Raw genomic sequence first — 16,675 nt, 5'->3', positions numbered from 1 at the left:
AGGGACGATCATGACATCACGCGAACATGGGGTGACGCGGCGCCGGTTTGCCGCGGGATTGATTGGCGCCGTGGCAGCAGGCGGACTGGCGAGCAGGGTGAGGGCTGAGGTGCCGCAATTAGCGATCGATACCCACGCCCACGTCTTCCATCGCGGCCTGAAGCTCGCACCGGGACGGCGCTACGCGCCCGATTACGACGCGCCGCTCGCCCTCTATCTGCAGCAGCTCGACCAGAACGGCATCACCAATGGCGTGCTGGTGCAGCCGAGCTTTCTCGGCACCGACAATTCCTATCTGGTCGAATGCCTGAAGGCGACCAACGGCCGGCTGCGCGGCATCGCCGTGGTCGATCCCGGCGTCGCGGTGGATGAGCTGCGCGCGCTCGATCGCGCTGGCGTGGCCGGCATCCGTCTCAATCTCGTGGGCCAGCCGCTGCCCGATCTGACGTCGTCGGAGTGGACGGCGCTGCTGGCACACATCAGGACGCTCGACTGGCAGATCGAGATCCAGCGCAACGCGAGCGATCTCGCGATGCTCGCGCCAAGGCTGCTCAACCAGGGCGTGAAAGTTGTGCTCGATCACTTCGCCTTGCCCGATGCAAAACTCGGCATCGACGATCCCGGATTCCAGTCGGTCCTCAAGCTTGGCGCGACGCGAAATGTCTGGGTGAAGATTTCGGCGCCTTACCGCAACGGTGCGGCCGGTGAGGCATTTGCGAAACAGGCCTATCCGTTGCTGCGCAGGGCTTACGGCGTCGACCGGCTGCTGTGGGGCAGCGACTGGCCGCACACGCAGTTCGAAGCAACGCAGAGCTACGCGAAGAACCGCAAATTCCTCGACGAGCTCGTCACCGATGCCGATGAGCGCGCGCAGGTGCTCGCGTCGCCACGCGGACTGTTTCGTTTCTAACCCTCGCGTGATTGCACCGAGTGCTCTGAAGGGCGTCGTTGCTTCTGTGTTACGATGACGCCGTCGGAATGACTGGCACAAGGACACGCAAGATGCAGCGGCGTTATATCACCGTCGACGTTTTCACCGACCGCGCGTTCGGCGGCAACCCGCTCGGCGTGGTGCTCGACGCTGGCGGGCTGTCGACGGCACAGATGCAGGCGATCGCGACCGAGTTCAACTATTCCGAGACGACCTTCGTGCTGCCGCCGCAGGACAGGGGCAACGACGCCCAGGTTCGCATCTTCACGGTGCGCTCGGAAATTCCATTCGCCGGCCATCCCAATGTCGGCACCGCCTTCGTGCTGGCGAGCCAGGCGGCGAAGGCGCCGCCGCGCTTGCGGTTCGAGGAGAAGGCGGGTCTCGTGCCGGTCGAGATTCTCACTGACGGGGGCAAGGTCATCGGCGCGGAGCTCACGGCGCCGCAAGCCTTGCAACGCACGAACGAGGTGAGCGCGGCCGATGCCGCCGCCTGCCTGTCGCTGTCGGCGGCCGACGTGAAGACCGGTCGGCATGCGCCGCAGGTCGTCTCGGTCGGCCTGCCGTTCCTGGTGGTCGAGATCGCTTCGCGCGAGGCGGTCAAGCGCGCCCGGCCAGATGCTGCGGCGTTCGCTCGGGTTCTGCCGCATATCGGAAGCGACGCCATCTATTTTTACACAAGCGACGTGCCGGCGGGCGAGCAGCCGCTCGACCTGCAGGCGCGCATGTTCCATCCTGGTGCCAGCGGCCTGTCCGAGGATCCCGCCACCGGCAGCGCGACCGCGGCCTGCGCGGCGCTGCTCGCCGATATCGATCCCGCGCGTGACGGCGAGTTGCGGCTGCGGATCGGGCAGGGTGTCGACATGGGGCGGCCGAGCCTGCTGCTGACGCGGGTCCGCAAGCAAGGCGGCGCGATCAATTCGGTGCATGTCGGCGGCGGCTGCGTGAAGATGATGGAGGGGACGATCAGCGTCGCGGGGGAGGAGGGTGAGAGCCGAAGCTAGGGCGCGTGCTCACAAGTTCTCATGATGTCCGCTTCGCTCCGATAACGGCCGCTTTGTGCAGCAGCAGCAAATGACGCGAGGGGCCAGAATGCGACATCGTTGACGCGCCACATGTCGCCGACGACGTCTTCGCGTGAGCTGCCTAGCCGTGAAGTTGCGAGTTGAGGCCGTCCCAATTTGGTGTGCGTCTGGTTGCCTCAAGAGCGCCGCTCTGCGAATTACGACGAAAAAGAAGGCCCTTCTGGCCCGAAAGTTCTTTGGCTTTCAGGACTCGGCCATCTTCCAAAAGGATGCGCGCGCCTGCCGTGACATAACAGCCCGCTTCGACGATACAATCGTCACCCAATGAAATGCCGATACCGGCGTTGGCTCCGATCAGGCAGCGCTCACCAACTGTAATCCTCTCTTTCCCTCCTCCGGACAGAGTGCCCATGATCGACGCTCCGCCACCGACGTCGCTGCCACTTCCCACAACCACACCGGCACTTATCCGGCCTTCGACCATGCAGGGACCGAGCGTACCTGCATTAAAATTGCAAAAGCCTTCATGCATGACGGTCGTGCCCGGAGCCAGGTAGGCTCCGAGCCTTACGCGATCCGCATCTGCAATTCTCACGTCCGCAGGCGTCACATAGTCAGTCATGCGCGGAAACTTATCCACGCCTGTCACCTCAAATGCGAGGGCACGCTTTCGCGCTAACATTCGTGCTTCCGCTACACGAGAGCATTCACAGGGACCGAGGGTCGTCCAGGCGACGTTAGGTAATAGACTGAAAATTCCGTCAAGGTTCAGGCAGTTCGGCTGGACGAGCCGGTGGCTTAGGAGATGGAGTCGAAGATACGCGTCGTGCGCATCAGTCGGCGCAGATGCAAGGGAGTCGATTTCCGTACGGATTGGAACGATATCGACATTGCGGACGTCGTCGTGTCGCGCATATCCGTCCGCCGATTCACCCAACGATCTTTTGAGCTCGTCCGTCGTCAGCCGTACCGTTGCCGCCTTGTCGGCCTCCACAACCAGGCGCAGCTGGAGAAACCAGGAATCTAACACGCGACCGTCAGCGGCAATCGTCGCAAATCCCTCGCCTCTCGCGCCCTTCAGCTCCATCGCCATTTGAATTGCTCACACTACGACCCTGCACATAATGCATACGCGAGCTGGAATTAGCAACTTCTGCATTCTCAAACCTGCGGCGCGGCCAGGTTCTCGATCTTGACCCCGTCGCGCTCCTCGATGATCTCGGCGATCCAGCGGCGGTGACAGTGCTCGTGGTCGCGCTCGTAGCAGAGGATGCAGACCGGGCCGGATTTCTTGACCAGCGACGACAGCTCGTCGAGCTCCTCCTTGGCCTGCACCGTCTTGAGGTGCGCCGAATAGATCTTGTGCAGCAGCGCATATTGCCCGCTGCGCGCCGCCTCCCGGCCGCTCTTCGGCGTGCCGAGGCCGCGCAGATGGACGTAGGCGATGCCGCGCTCGTCGAGGCCCGCGGCGAGCTGGGTCTTGGAGAAGCCGGGGCGGCGCGAGGAGGCGACCGCGCGGACGTCGACCAATAGCTTGACGCCGGCGTGCTGGAGCTCGTCGAGCACCGCCTTCGACGGCGTCTGCTCGTAGCCGATGGTGAACAGCTTTTTCGCCTTCGCCATCGCCGTTTCCTCACTTCACCCGTTCGATCAGCTCCATCGCGCCCGCCGGCGCGCGGATCTTGCCCTCGTGGATCACGTAAGCGAACACGTCGCGCGGGGCCTTGTTCGGCTTGGTCTTGTCGACCTTCGGCAGGTCATCCGGCTCGCCGCCGCCGGCCCAGTCCTGGAACCGCTTGGCCCAGGCGTCGAGCTGCTTCGGCGGATAGCAGGTTTTCAATTCGTCATCGCCCTTCTGCAGCCGGGCATAGACGAAGTCGCTGGCGAGATCGGCGATCGCCGGATATTTGCCGTGCTCGGCGAACACCACGGGCACCTCGAACTGGCGCAGCAGCGCGATGAATTCGGGCACGCAAAAGCTGTCGTGGCGCACCTCGACGACGTGGCGCAGCGCGCGGCCGTCGAGCTTGCGCGGCAACAGTTCGAGGAATTTGCCGAAATCGGCGCCGTCGAACTTTTTGGTCGGCGCGAACTGCCAGAGCACCGGCCCGAGCCGGTCCTTCAATTCCAGCACGCCCGAATCATAGAACCGCTTCACCGAATCGCCGGCCTCGGCGAGCACGCGGCGGTTGGTGGCGAAGCGCGGCCCCTTCAGCGAGAAGATGAAGCCGTCGGGCACTTCGCTCGCCCATTTGCGAAAGCTCTCCGGCTTCTGCGATCCGTAATAGGTGCCGTTGATCTCGATCGAGGTCAGCTTGGAGGCGGCGTAGGACAGCTCCTTCGCCTGCGTGAGCTTCTCCGGATAGAACACCCCGCGCCACGGCTCGAAGGTCCAGCCGCCGATGCCGATATAGATGTTGCCTGCGTTCGTCTTGGTCGCCTTGGTGGGAGCTTTGGCCACGACTGCACTCATCGTGAGGAGGGAACAGAGAGAGTAATCAAAATAATCGTGATTGGCCAGTTTGCCAGATTTGCGCGGCGGTACTTATCGTGCTTGCTGGTGTTGGCTAGGATGCCGAAAAACGGGAGAACAACAATGCGCATTCTGGTTGCCGCCGTCCTCTTGATCACGTCGTCAGCTGCAATGGCCGACGAGGTCGACGATGCGCACAAGCTCGCGATCACCGGCCGCGATGCCTATTGGAATTGTCTCGCCCGCGAATATCCCCGCGACAGCAACAAGACGTTGTCCGACCAGGAATTCACCTCACTGATCGCCAGTGTCTGCCCCTCGGAGCGGCAGAACTTCCGGGTGTCGCTGATCGACTTCCTGTCGCTGCAATTTCCGAAACAGGATGCCGATACGCAGCTGACGACCGCCAACCGCGCGATCGAGCTTGCGCAGAAGGACATCGTGACCGCCTTCGTCCGGCGCAGGGCCGCGGCGAAATAGGTTCCCAAATCCTGTTGCGCGCGGTCGATTTTTGATATCAATCCGCGCAGGCGAGGGGATCGGCGGCATGAACTCACAATCGACGGCAGGCTTTTTGGGCGCGGTGGTCGCAGCCATCGTGCTGGCGGCGGCGTTCATCTATGGGCCGTCGCCCAGCCAAATCCGTAATCCCGCCCAGCGGGCGGCGGCGCCACAGGCTGCTCCTGCCGCGGAAGCTGCGCCGGCGGCCCCGGCGCCCCGCGGCCCCGTCATCCGGGACGTCCCGAACAACTAGCGCCCTGCGCCGCTTGCGGACCGCTCGGGGGCTTCCTATTTGGGGTGGAACGGCGACGTTGCAGCTTGTTAAGGGCTCCGGCGCTGGGACGACCACGACAATATCGGCTGCGCCGGATGTACGCGCGCCCCCCTTGTTCGTGGTCGTTGGTATTTTCAGGGGTATTTTGGCCCCGTTTTCCCGCTTCCCGAGACAGCGTTCGGTTCGGCCCGCCTTGGCAGCGGGAGAGGCTGCCGCTATACGCTGGCGCTCATGAATGAAGCCATCAAGCCGGGCCCCGAAACCCTGTCGCAGGCCGCACGTCTGCCGCAGCTTTCGGTGGTCGTCCCGACCTTCAACGAACGCGCCAATGTCACGGTGCTGTACCGCCGGCTCGATGCGATTCTGAAGGACCTGTCGTGGGAAGTCATCTTCGTCGATGACAATTCGCCCGATGGAACCTGGGACGTGGTGCGTGAGCTGGCGCGGAAGGATTCCCGCGTGCGCTGCATCCGCCGAATCGGCCGGCGTGGCCTGTCCGGCGCCTGCATCGAGGGTATCCTGGCCTCGAGCGCGCCTTACGCTGCCGTCATGGACGCCGATCTGCAGCATGACGAGACCCAGCTGCCGAAGATGGTGGCGCTGCTGCAGAGCGGCGAGGCCGAGCTCGTGGTCGGCAGCCGCTATATCGAGGGCTACAAGGCCGACGGCTTCAACAAGCAGCGTGCCGGCGCCAGCGCCTTCGCCACCGAGATCGCGCGCCGCTCGTTGAAGGTCGAGATCGCGGACCCCATGAGCGGCTTCTTCATGATCCGCCGCGACCGTTTCGAGCAGCTTGCGCCGCAGCTGTCGACCCAGGGCTTCAAGATCCTGCTCGACGTGGTGGCGACCGCGGAGGGCAAGCTGCGTACGGTCGAAATTCCCTTCACGTTCGGCGCCCGCCAGCATGGCGAGAGCAAGCTTGACTCGATGGTCGCGCTCGACTTCCTTGGCCTGGTGCTGGCGAAGCTGACCAATGATCTGATCTCGCTGCGCTTCATTCTGTTCGCAGCCGTCGGCGGGCTCGGCCTGCTGGTGCATCTCGGCGTGCTGTTCATCTCGCTGGAGCTGTTCAAGGCGCCATTCCCGGAGGCTCAGGCTGCCGGCGCGATCGTCGCGATGACCAGCAACTTCATCCTCAACAACTTCCTGACCTACCGCGACCAGCGGCTGAAGGGCTTTGGCATCCTGCGCGGCCTGTTGCTGTTCTATCTGGTCTGCAGCGTCGGCCTGCTCGCCAATGTCGGCGTCGCGTTCTCGGTCTACGACCAGGAGCCGATCTGGTGGCTTGCGGGCGCGGCCGGCGCGCTGATGGGCGTGGTGTGGAACTACGCGATGTCCGGGCTGTTCGTCTGGCGCAAGCGATGACGGTGGCATGAACGCGAACGAGGCGCGGCTCGCCCGGAACACCGCCCTTGCGGTGTGCGCGCTCGTGGTGCTGCGGCTGGCCGCCGCCGCATGGACGCCGCTGACCTTCGACGAAGCCTATTACTGGATGTGGTCGAAGTCGCTCGCCGGCGGATACTACGACCATCCGCCGATGGTGGCGATCGTGATCCGGCTCGGCACCATGATCGCAGGCGACACGCCGTTCGGGGTGCGGCTGGTGTCGATCCTGCTCGCGCTGCCGATGAGCTGGGCGATCTACCGGGCGGCCGAGCTCCTGTTCGGCGGCCAGCGCATCGCCGCAAGCGCCACGATCCTGCTCAACGTCACGCTGATGGCCGCCGTCGGCACGCTGATCGTGACGCCGGATGCGCCGCTGCTGGTCGCTGCCAGCCTGTTGCTGTTCTCGCTCGCCAAGGTGCTGGAGACCGGCCGCGGCGCTTGGTGGCTTGCGGTCGGCGCCAGCGCAGGTCTGGCGCTGCTGTCGAAATATACGGCGCTGTTCTTTGGTCCCGCGATCCTGATCTGGCTTGCGGCGGTGCCGAAGCTGCGGCGCTGGTTTCTCTCGCCTTGGCTCTATCTCGGCGGCGTGGTCGCGGCCGGCCTGTTTGCGCCGGTCATCCTCTGGAATGCCGATCACCAATGGGTGTCCTTCATCAAGCAGATGGGCCGCGCCCGGATCGAGGATTTCCGGCCGACCTATATCGCCGAGCTGATCCCGACGCAGTTCGCGTTCGCGACGCCGCTGGTCTTCATACTCGGCGTGATGGGCCTTTACGCGCTCTCTCGGCGCCGCGCCGGCGCGATGGGCGCGCGCGTGCTGATCAACACGATGTTCTGGACCATCGTCGTCTACTTCACCTGGCACGCGCTGCATGCGCGGGTCGAGGCCAACTGGTTCGCACCTGTCTATCCCGCCTTTGCGGTGGCGGCCGCGGTCGCCGCGATCCAGGTGCAGTGGGCGCCGCGCGAGCAGCGCACGATCGATTTCTGCCGCCGCTGGGCCGCGCCGGTCGGCGTCGTGCTGTTTGCACTGCTGATCGTGCAGGCCAACACCGGCATGCTCTCAGGCTATCGCCGGGACGCCACCGTGCGCAGCGTCGGTGTCGGCTGGCAGGAGCTCGCCGCCGAGATCGAGGCGGCGCGCGTCCGTCACGGTGCGACCTGCGTGCTGGCGCCGGACTACGGCACCGTCGGCTGGCTTGCCTTCTATCTCCCCAAGGGCAGCTGCGTGGCGCAGCAGGGCCAGCGCATTCGCTGGGTCAACATGCCTGAGCCGAGCCCGGCCCAGCTGTCCGGCAAGCTGCTGTATGTGCATGAGCTCGAACAGACCATGCCGGCTTCGCTACGCGACAATTTCGCCCGTGTCGAAACCATCGCCGAGGCCAATCGCATGCGCGGGCCGCTGGTTGTCGAGACCTATGCGCTCGATTTGCTGGAAGGTCCAAAGGGTGACGTCCTCGACCGCTCGCCGCCGCCGGAACTGCGGTAGAAATCATCGAAGTCGAATGTCGGACCGGCCGGTTCCGGCTCGTCTTCCAGGTACCCGTCAACCACACGAGGTCCCGACATGACCAGTTCCGTCCTGAAGCACGCTTCTGAGCTCGCCAAGACCAACACCAATCGCTTTCCCAATGAGAGCGCCGAATATCGCCGCGCGCGCCAGGCGTTGCTCGTCGAGGAGATCGAGCTGCGCCGGCATATCGAGCGCGTGGCCGAGCTGCGCCGCGCATTGCCGCCGGGCGGCGAGGTGACCCGGGCCTACGAGTTCACCGGCGAGGCCGGCGTGGCGTCGCTCGGCGATCTCTTCGGCAGCAAGCAGACGCTGGTCATCTACAGCTACATGTTCGGCCCGCAGCGCGAGAAGCCGTGTCCGATGTGCACGTCGTTCATGGCCACGTGGGAAGAGAAGCTGCCCGATATCGAGCAGCGCGTGGCGTTCGTGTTCGTGGCGCGCTCGCCGATCGCGCGGCTGATCGAGGCGAAGCGGGCGCGCGGCTGGACGCGCCACAAGGTCTATTCCGATGTGTCGGGTGACTACACGCGCGACTATGTCAGCAGGGATGACGGCGACGTGCCCGGCTACAATGTCTTCACGCGCCATGACGGCACGATCCATCATTTCTGGGCCGGCGAGATGGGGGCCGGCACCGTCGACCCCGGCCAGGATCCGCGCGGCGCGCCGGACATGGACCCGCTCTGGACCGTGCTCGACACCACGCCCGAAGGACGTGGCAAGGACTGGTATCCGAAGCTCAGCTACTGAGGAGAATCTTGCTCAATCCCCGCGCGAATCCGGGGTGATCGGCAAGGAAATTCTCCCCTCATTGATGGCGGCATGCAGCGGGTGGAACTGCGTGCCGGAATGTCCCATGATGGGACAGAAAAGCCGCTTTGGCGGTCCATTGCCATCTTAAAAAAGCCCTACGCCACAGGCACTTCCCGCGTTGCAGGGGATCGCATCCGGTTAAGTCGCATTTAACTAAAAGTCGCCTTAATGGCCGTCTGTGCCCCCGCGCGACGTTGAGCCGAACATCCGTTCGACCTGTCGTCGAGTGAGGGACAAAGGTGGACCTGTTTTGAGCGTCGGGCGTATGGGTACGAGTGCGAGTGCGTATGTTCTTGGGGCGCCAAGCCGCAAGAAAGCTTCCCGAAAAATCCTCCCACAGCATTTCCTCGGCAGCGCCGCGGTGGCGGGGCTGGTGCTTGGCTGCGCCTGGACCGTCTACGCCAACATCTTTGCGGCGGGCGTCTACCCATCAGTGGGCAATGCGGCGTTCGATGCGCCGGTGGTGAAGCGGCCCGCGGCGGTCGCCGCACGGCCGGCGCCGGCGTTCAACGAGGTGTTCGCGTCCCTGACGCCCGCGCCTGTGGCTCCGGCCAAGAGCGAGGTCGCGAAGTCGGAAGCCCCGGCACCTTCGCTTATGTTTAACGATCGGTTTGCGGCCGCATCGCCCGAGGGCGTGGCCTCCAGCGTGCCGTCCAGCGCCCTGGCCGACGCCGCGCCGCAGATCGATCCGATCAAACAGGCGGCTGCGCCCAAGGTCGCCGAAGCGGCGAGGGCCGTTGCCTCGGCCAAGCTCGCCGAGACATCGAAGCCGCTGCCGGCGCCGAAGTCGGTCGAGACCGCCAAGAGGGAAGCCGCCGCCAATCTGCAGGTGGCGCTCAACGATCCCGCCGCAACGGTGCAGCCCAAGGAAGCCAAGCCCGCCGAAGCCAGGCAGGCTGCCAAATCCGGCGGCGTTCGTGACATGGCCGCGCGCGCCAAGGCCGCGGTGATGTCGATCGCATCGAGCGAGCGGCAGACCATGGTCGAGAAGCTGTGGGGCAAGCGCGAGTCGGGCGGCGGGCTGCTCTCCTTCGCCTCCGCCGACGCCAACGTCACCGGCAGCATCCCCTCGACGCTGGACCAGAACCCGATGCTCGGCGGCTCGCCGCCCTATGACCGCCAGACCGCGGTCTACGACATCTCGGCGAAGACCGTGTACCTGCCGGACGGCACGCGCCTCGAGGCGCATTCGGGCCTCGGCTCCCGGCTCGACGATCCCAGATCATCGCATCTGAAGATGGTCGGCGTGACGCCGCCGCACATTTACGAGCTCAAGCCGCGCGAGGCGCTGTTCCATGGCGTGCCGGCGCTGCGGCTCACGCCGATCGGCGGCGAGGGCAAGATCTTCAACCGCGACGGCCTGCTCGCGCACACCTTCATGCTCGGCCCGAACGGCGATTCCAACGGCTGCGTCTCGTTCAAGGACTACTACGCGTTCCTCGAAGCCTACCGCAACAAGGGCATCCGCCGTCTCGCGGTGCTCGCGAGGGTTCAGTAGGCGCATTCCGCTGGAGGGGGACTTTGCCCCCTCGGCCTGTCCCGCGATCGCTTGACGATACATCGCCGGTACCTGTCCGAACGTCGCAATGACCGTCCCTTGAAAGGCTGCTAGCAGCGCTATATCCTGCGGGATACAAAGGGTGCCAGGGCCAACAGCGCCGCGCTCCCGAGGGTCGCAGAACCCGGGGGAGCAGGGAGGGAGGCATGAGCCGGTCGCCAGGTGTCGTGCATACGGACAAGGTTCTCGACGTGCTGGCCGGAGGCGGCGCGCCCTCGGACCTGTCGGCATCGTGGCGCCGGTCCGGCCATCTGCATGCGCTCGATCCGGCGAGCCGCCTGCCGTCCTATCGTCTCGACCAGGCCGACATCGCCGCCGCGCACAACGGCTCGGCGAATTCCTGAAAGTGGCCCAGCACACGCTGGACCGGCTGTTCCTTGCCGTGGGCGGGGTTGGCTGTTCGGTGCTGCTCGCGGACCGCGACGGCGTCGTCGTCGACCGGCGCGGCGCCTGCGCCGATGACGCCACGTTCAACGCATGGGGGCTGTGGACCGGCGCGGTCTGGAGCGAGAAATACGAGGGGACCAACGGCATCGGCACCTGCATCGTCGAGAAGCGGCCGCTGTCGATCGACCGCGAACAGCACTTCTTCACGCGCAAACTCCGGCCTGTTCTGCACCACCGCGCCGATCTTCGACGAGCACGGCGAGCTTGCCGCCGCGCTCGACGTGTCGTCCTGCCGGGCGGACCTGACCGACGGTTTTTCCCGGCTGATCGCGACCACGGTCACCGACGCTGCGCGCGTGATCGAAGCCGAGAATTTTCGCCGGGCATTTCCTGACGCACGTATTCTGCTGACGCCGAGGAGCGAGCGCGCCGTCAACTCGCTGCTGGCAGTCGATCGCGACGATCTCGTGATCGGCGCAACGCGGGCCGCGCGCCGTGCGCTCGGCCTCAACGCGGCGTCGCTGGCGCGACCGCTGCCGGCGGCCGATCTGATCGGCGAGACCCGCGACGATGGGGGTCTTGTTGCCGCGGAACGCGCAGCGTTGCAGCGTGCGCTCGCGCGGGCCGGCGGCAATGTGTCGAAAGCCGCGAAGGACCTCGACATGTCCCGCGCCACGTTGCACCGCAAGCTCAAGCAACTCGGCTTGCACCGCTAAGGCATTCCCGCAAGGCTTCCGCAGCGCCGATACGCCCTGCCAATTTGCGGCGCACCCTGTCTCAGATTTGCGACAGTTCCCCTGCGGCCGTTGGGGTGGGCCCCTGTTATGTCTGCCTGATTTGACCGAGCGTTCCGGGCAACGCCGTGTGCATCGGCGTGCCAACGGAGGAACACATGAACAAGGTTGACATGCAGTCCGTGCTCAAGGCGCCATTTGCCAAGCGCTACGGCAATTTTATTGGCGGCGAATGGCGCGAGCCCCGCTCTGGAAAGTATTTTGATAACATCTCGCCGGTGACCGGACTTCCGGTCTGCGAGATCCCGCGCTCCGACACGTCGGACATCGAAGCGGCGCTCGACGCGGCGCATGCGGCCAAGGAGGCCTGGGGCCGTACCAGCGTTGCCGAGCGGTCGCTGATCCTCAACAGGATTGCCGACCGGATGGAGGCCAATCTCGAAAAGCTCGCCACCGCCGAGACCTGGGACAACGGCAAGCCGATCCGTGAGACGATGGCCGCCGACATGCCGCTCGCGATCGATCACTTCCGTTACTTCGCCAGCGCGATCCGCGGGCAGGAAGGTTCGATCTCGGAAATCGACCATGACACGGTCGCCTATCACTTCCACGAGCCGCTCGGCGTCGTCGGCCAGATCATTCCCTGGAACTTCCCGATCCTGATGGCGGTCTGGAAGCTCGCACCGGCGCTCGCCGCGGGAAACTGTGTCGTCCTCAAGCCGGCCGAGCAGACCCCGGCATCGATCCTGGTGTGGCTCGAACTGATCGCTGATTTGCTGCCCAAGGGCGTGCTGAACGTCGTCAACGGCTTCGGTCTGGAGGCGGGCAAGCCGTTGGCGTCATCGAACCGGATCGCCAAGATCGCGTTCACCGGCGAGACCACGACGGGCCGGCTGATCATGCAATATGCTTCGCAGAATTTGATCCCGGTGACGCTCGAACTCGGCGGCAAATCGCCCAACATCTTCTTCAAGGACGTCTGCGAAGACGATGACGATTTCTTCGACAAGGCGATCGAAGGCTTCGTGATGTTCGCGCTCAATCAGGGCGAGGTCTGCACCTGTCCGAGCCGCGCGCTGATCCAGGAATCGATCTACGACAAATTCATGGAACGTGCGCTCAAGCGCGTCGAGGCGATCACGCAAGGCAGCCCGCTCGATCCGTCCACGATGATCGGCACACAGGCGTCTTCCGAGCAGCTCGAGAAGATTCTCTCCTACATCGACATCGGCAAGAAGGAAGGTGCGCAGGTCCTGACCGGCGGCGAGCGCAACAATCTCGGCGGCGGGCTCTCGGGCGGTTATTACGTCAAGCCGACCGTGTTCAAGGACCACAACAAGATGCGCGTCTTCCAGGAGGAGATCTTCGGACCGGTGGTGTCGGTGACCACCTTCAAGAACGACGAGGACGCGCTTTCGATCGCCAACGACACGCTCTATGGCCTCGGTGCGGGCATCTGGAGCCGCGATGTCAATCGCTGCTACCGGTTCGGCCGCGCCATCCAGGCCGGGCGGGTCTGGACCAATTGCTACCACGCCTATCCCGCGCATGCGGCGTTCGGCGGCTACAAGCAGTCCGGCGTCGGCCGCGAAAACCACAAGATGATGCTCGACCACTACCAGCAGACCAAGAACATGCTGGTGAGCTACAGCCCGAAGAAGCTTGGCTTCTTCTAGCACTCGGAATGCCGCTCCCTTTCGTTTTGGGGAGCGGGCCAAGCGACAGGCTCCGGCGGGGTATTCCCGCCGGAGCTCCCATCACGGAGGCCGAAATGGCTGACAAGGTGACCGCGACGCCGGCTGCGCTGGAGCTGATTGCCGAGATCGTCGCCGACCACGGCCCGGTGCTGTTTCATCAGTCCGGCGGCTGCTGCGACGGTTCGTCGCCGATGTGCTATCCGCAAGGTGACTTCCTGATCGGCGATTATGACGTCAAGCTCGGCGAGATCGGCGGCGCGCCGTTCTATATCAGCGGCTCGCAATACGACGTCTGGAAGCACACCGATCTGATCATCGACGTCGTACCCGGCCGCGGCGGCATGTTCTCGCTCGACAATGGCCGCGAACGCAGGTTCCTGACCCGGTCCGAGATCTGCGCGCTGCCGCCGCGCGAGACGGAGTAGGGCACCGGCGCCGAGGCGCGCTCGCCGGCCATCTGGAACTCGATGCCATAGTCGCTATACTGCGCTGATCCGGAGTGAGTCCACGCTCGGCCACGGATTTGGCGCAAGGCGACATGTCTCCCACACCTCCCATCGAAACCCCGCCATCCATCACGACCGAAGCGTTCGTCGAGGCCGGCGCGGCGGTTGCCCGCCTCGACGAGATCTACGAGCGCAACACCGCGTTCCTGCGCAGTCGCTTCGAGGCTTATGTCAACGGCGTGCCGTTCACGACGCGGGTGCGCGCGCATTACCCCTTCGTCCGTATCACGACCTCGTCGCATGCGCGGCTGGATTCCCGTCTCGCCTACGGCTTCGTCGCGGGGCCCGGCATCCACGAGACCAGCATCACGCGGCCGGATATTTTCAAGACGTATCTCACCGAGCAGATCGGGCTCCTGATCAAGAACCACGGCGTGGCGGTCGAGATCGGCGAGTCCAGCGAGCCTATACCGATCCATTTCGCCTACCGGCGCGACATCAATATCGAGGCGGCGCTGAGCATCGCCGACAGCTCGGCGTTCACGCGATCGCTGCGCGACGTGTTCGATACGCCCGATCTCGCCGCGATGGACGATGCGATCGCCGACGGGACGTTCGAACTGACGCCGGGCACGCCGGAGCCGCTGGCGCTGTTTCGCGCGGCACGGGTCGATTACTCGCTGCGCCGGCTCTATCACTACACCGGCACCGACCCCGAGCATTTCCAGAACTTCGTGATCTTCACGAACTACCAGTTCTATGTCGACGCCTTCGCGCAATCGAGCCTGCAGCGTCTCGCCTCGGGTGAAGAGGGCCTCGAGGCCTTCGTCGCGCCCGGCAATGTGATCACGCGCAACGCGCTGGCAGGCGGCGGCACCAGCGGGACGGCGTCGGATCGCGTGCCGCAGATGCCGGCGTTTCATCTGGTCGAACCCGGCTATCGCGGCATCACCCTGATCAACATCGGGATCGGGCCGTCCAATGCGCGCAACATCACCGATCATGTCGCGGTGCTGCGGCCGCATGCCTGGCTGATGATCGGGCATTGCGCCGGCTTGCGCAACACGCAGCGGCTCGGCGACTACGTGCTGGCGCATGGCTATGTCCGCGAAGACCATGTGCTCGATCACGAGTTGCCGCTGTGGGTCCCGATCCCCGCGCTTGCGGAGATGCAGGTGGCGCTCGAGGAGGCGGTCGGCGAGGTGACCGGGCTCACCGGCTTCGAGCTCAAGCGGCTGATGCGCACCGGCACGGTCGCGAGCGTCGACAATCGCAATTGGGAGATCAGCGGACCGCAGGTGATCCGGCGGATGTCGCAGTCGCGCTCTATCGCGCTTGACATGGAATCGGCGACGATCGCCGCCAATGGCTATCGTTTCCGCGTACCTTACGGCACGCTGCTGTGCGTCTCCGACAAGCCGCTGCATGGCGAGATCAAGCTCGCCGGCATGGCCAGCGAGTTCTATCGCCAGCGTGTCGGCCAGCATCTTCAGATCGGCTTGAAGGCGCTCGAAAGGTTGAAGGACCAGGAGTCTGAGCGGCTGCATTCGCGCAAGCTGAGGAGCTTTGCCGAAGTCGCGTTTCAATAGCTCCGTTCGCCAAGCCGCAGACGACGCTCGATCTCGGCCTTCAGATCGCGACTCCTGCGCGCATTTCGCCAGCTGGCTGCCTGACGCCGCGGAATCGGAGGTAGCATTTTCCGTGCCCGGGAATTGGAACTTTGGGTTCCGCAGTTCTACGGTTCGACCGTGCGCATTTTGCTGTTGCGTCCGGCGGCGCATTTGCATCTAACTTCTCGGTGTACTGTCTGCAGAAAATTCCGCCTTGCGGTCAAGCGTTTGGAGTTTATTTTTGAGAGCGTGTCTGAGTGAGTTGGTTGCGTGTCGCTTCACTTTGGGTGCCCGCCAGTGAGTGCTTCCGGCGGAAATGGTAATCGCCTTCTCGCAACACTGCCGGCAGCGGACCTGGATCTGCTGGGTCCGGAGCTCGAGACGGTCGCGCTCGATCAGGATGCGGTCCTGGCGCGAGCCGGTGACGAGATCGACTACGTCTTCTTCCCTCATAGCGGGGCGATCACGCTGATGATCGACATGGCAGACGGGAGCACGGTTGCGACCGGCGTGGTCGGGCGCGAAGGGGCGGTGGGCAGTCTTTCGGTGCTCGGGTCGTCCCCGTCGGGTATTACCGCAGTCGTACGTGCGGTAGGCACCGCCTCGCGGATTTCCGCGCCGCGCTTTCATGCGGCTTTCGGACGCAGTGCTGCGATCCGGCAGGCGATGCAAAAGCACATCAGGTCGATGCTGATCCAGTTCCAGCTCGGCTCCGCCTGCAATGCGCTGCACCCGGTCGAGGCCCGGATGGCGCGCTGGCTGCTCCAGCTTCGCGATCGCGTCGACAGCGACATCCTGCCGCTGACTCAGCAGGCGCTGTCGCAAATCCTCGGCGTGCGACGAACGACGGTGACGCTCCTGATGCGCAATCTGCGCACGCGCGGGGCAATCAGGTCCGATCAACGCGGCCGGATCGAGATCGACAGGTCGCGGCTCTCCGCGGCGGCGTGCGAATGCCATCGCGTCATGCGTCTCGAAGCCGAGGAGATCTTCTCGGACAATATGGCCCGATCCCGCGCGGCAGCCCTAACCGACAATCCGCGCATCTCCGAAATCGAAACGGACGACGCGCTGTGAGCGCGTTGCGATGCGATCAGCTTCTCCGCCGCCGATCAAGCTTCTTTGCAGGGGCGGATGCCGTCTCGAGCTTCGCAATCTCGCGCAGCACCTTCGCTGTCTGGCGCAATTCATTGCGCTCCGGTCCCGGCTTCAGCCGTCGAGCCTCGTTGAGAAAGTCCTTGGCCTGCACCAGCCAGGTGGATGCTTCCGTTGCGATCTGCATGCGCGCCATGGCGTCCCTCCATCGCGATCATCAATGGTCTGTGTCGTC

Annotated in this window: 16 protein-coding genes and 1 pseudogene; 13 read left to right on the top strand and 4 right to left on the bottom strand. The window is 64.6% G+C overall.

The genetic code is table 11. From position 1 onward, the window contains the following. The first annotated feature begins 10 nt into the window (after nt 1–10). Complete coding sequence (locus tag HAP48_RS45835; protein WP_166206779.1) at nt 11–910, top strand: amidohydrolase family protein; 900 nt, start codon at nt 11–13, stop codon at nt 908–910. A 92-nt stretch (nt 911–1,002) separates the two neighbouring features. Beyond that, nucleotides 1,003–1,932 (top strand): PhzF family phenazine biosynthesis protein, encoded by a 930-nt coding sequence (locus HAP48_RS45830; protein ID WP_166206776.1) that lies wholly within the window; start codon nt 1,003–1,005, stop codon nt 1,930–1,932. 142 nt (nt 1,933–2,074) lie between these two features. Here HAP48_RS45830 and dapD read toward each other — a convergent pair whose 3' ends face one another. From dapD to HAP48_RS45815, 3 genes are all read right to left on the bottom strand, one after another. After that, entirely contained in the window at nt 2,075–3,046 is a 972-nt protein-coding gene (gene dapD, locus HAP48_RS45825; protein ID WP_166206773.1) for a 2,3,4,5-tetrahydropyridine-2,6-dicarboxylate N-succinyltransferase, read from the bottom strand. A gap of 68 nt (nt 3,047–3,114) precedes the next feature. Next, on the bottom strand, nt 3,115–3,576 hold the full coding sequence (locus tag HAP48_RS45820) for a DUF488 domain-containing protein (protein ID WP_166206770.1): 462 nt from the start codon (nt 3,574–3,576) through the stop codon (nt 3,115–3,117). A 10-nt stretch (nt 3,577–3,586) separates the two neighbouring features. Beyond that, nucleotides 3,587–4,414: a DUF72 domain-containing protein gene (locus HAP48_RS45815; RefSeq protein ID WP_166206767.1), complete on the bottom strand. Its 828-nt coding sequence runs from the start codon at nt 4,412–4,414 to the stop codon at nt 3,587–3,589. Nucleotides 4,415–4,549: 135 nt separating this feature from the next. Between HAP48_RS45815 and HAP48_RS45810 the strand changes: the two genes are divergently transcribed. From HAP48_RS45810 to HAP48_RS45760, 11 genes and pseudogenes are all read left to right on the top strand, one after another. Next, nucleotides 4,550–4,906 (top strand): hypothetical protein, encoded by a 357-nt coding sequence (locus HAP48_RS45810; RefSeq protein ID WP_166206764.1) that lies wholly within the window; start codon nt 4,550–4,552, stop codon nt 4,904–4,906. Nucleotides 4,907–4,973: 67 nt separating this feature from the next. Beyond that, complete coding sequence (locus HAP48_RS45805; protein ID WP_166206761.1) at nt 4,974–5,180, top strand: hypothetical protein; 207 nt, start codon at nt 4,974–4,976, stop codon at nt 5,178–5,180. Between the two features lie 252 nt (nt 5,181–5,432). Beyond that, entirely contained in the window at nt 5,433–6,566 is a 1,134-nt protein-coding gene (locus tag HAP48_RS45800; protein ID WP_166206758.1) for a glycosyltransferase family 2 protein, read from the top strand. A 7-nt stretch (nt 6,567–6,573) separates the two neighbouring features. Next, entirely contained in the window at nt 6,574–8,076 is a 1,503-nt protein-coding gene (locus HAP48_RS45795) for a glycosyltransferase family 39 protein (RefSeq protein ID WP_166206755.1), read from the top strand. A gap of 78 nt (nt 8,077–8,154) precedes the next feature. Then, nucleotides 8,155–8,850, top strand: coding sequence for a DUF899 family protein (locus HAP48_RS45790; RefSeq protein WP_166206752.1), 696 nt, complete (start codon nt 8,155–8,157; stop codon nt 8,848–8,850). Between the two features lie 424 nt (nt 8,851–9,274). Beyond that, nucleotides 9,275–10,411: a tlde1 domain-containing protein gene (locus HAP48_RS45785; protein WP_338028968.1), complete on the top strand. Its 1,137-nt coding sequence runs from the start codon at nt 9,275–9,277 to the stop codon at nt 10,409–10,411. Nucleotides 10,412–10,617: 206 nt separating this feature from the next. After that, nucleotides 10,618–11,574, top strand: a pseudogene (locus HAP48_RS45780) (GAF domain-containing protein). A 176-nt stretch (nt 11,575–11,750) separates the two neighbouring features. Beyond that, nucleotides 11,751–13,268 (top strand): aldehyde dehydrogenase, encoded by a 1,518-nt coding sequence (gene adh / locus HAP48_RS45775; RefSeq protein ID WP_166206749.1) that lies wholly within the window; start codon nt 11,751–11,753, stop codon nt 13,266–13,268. Between the two features lie 95 nt (nt 13,269–13,363). Continuing rightward, entirely contained in the window at nt 13,364–13,714 is a 351-nt protein-coding gene (locus tag HAP48_RS45770; RefSeq protein WP_166206746.1) for a DUF779 domain-containing protein, read from the top strand. Nucleotides 13,715–13,827: 113 nt separating this feature from the next. Continuing rightward, nucleotides 13,828–15,324, top strand: coding sequence for an AMP nucleosidase (locus HAP48_RS45765; protein WP_166206743.1), 1,497 nt, complete (start codon nt 13,828–13,830; stop codon nt 15,322–15,324). Between the two features lie 318 nt (nt 15,325–15,642). Next, on the top strand, nt 15,643–16,422 hold the full coding sequence (locus HAP48_RS45760; RefSeq protein ID WP_166206740.1) for a Crp/Fnr family transcriptional regulator: 780 nt from the start codon (nt 15,643–15,645) through the stop codon (nt 16,420–16,422). A 16-nt stretch (nt 16,423–16,438) separates the two neighbouring features. Here the strand turns inward: HAP48_RS45760 and HAP48_RS45755 are convergent, their stop codons facing one another. Beyond that, nucleotides 16,439–16,636 carry a hypothetical protein gene (locus HAP48_RS45755; protein ID WP_166206737.1) on the bottom strand — a complete coding sequence of 66 codons (198 nt, stop codon included), beginning with the start codon at nt 16,634–16,636 and terminating at the stop codon, nt 16,439–16,441. Between the last annotated feature and the right edge of the window lie 39 nt (nt 16,637–16,675).

It is taken from the genome of Bradyrhizobium septentrionale (assembly GCF_011516645.4).
Classification (GTDB): domain Bacteria; phylum Pseudomonadota; class Alphaproteobacteria; order Rhizobiales; family Xanthobacteraceae; genus Bradyrhizobium; species Bradyrhizobium septentrionale.
This window is presented reverse-complemented; position numbering and strand designations above follow the sequence as displayed.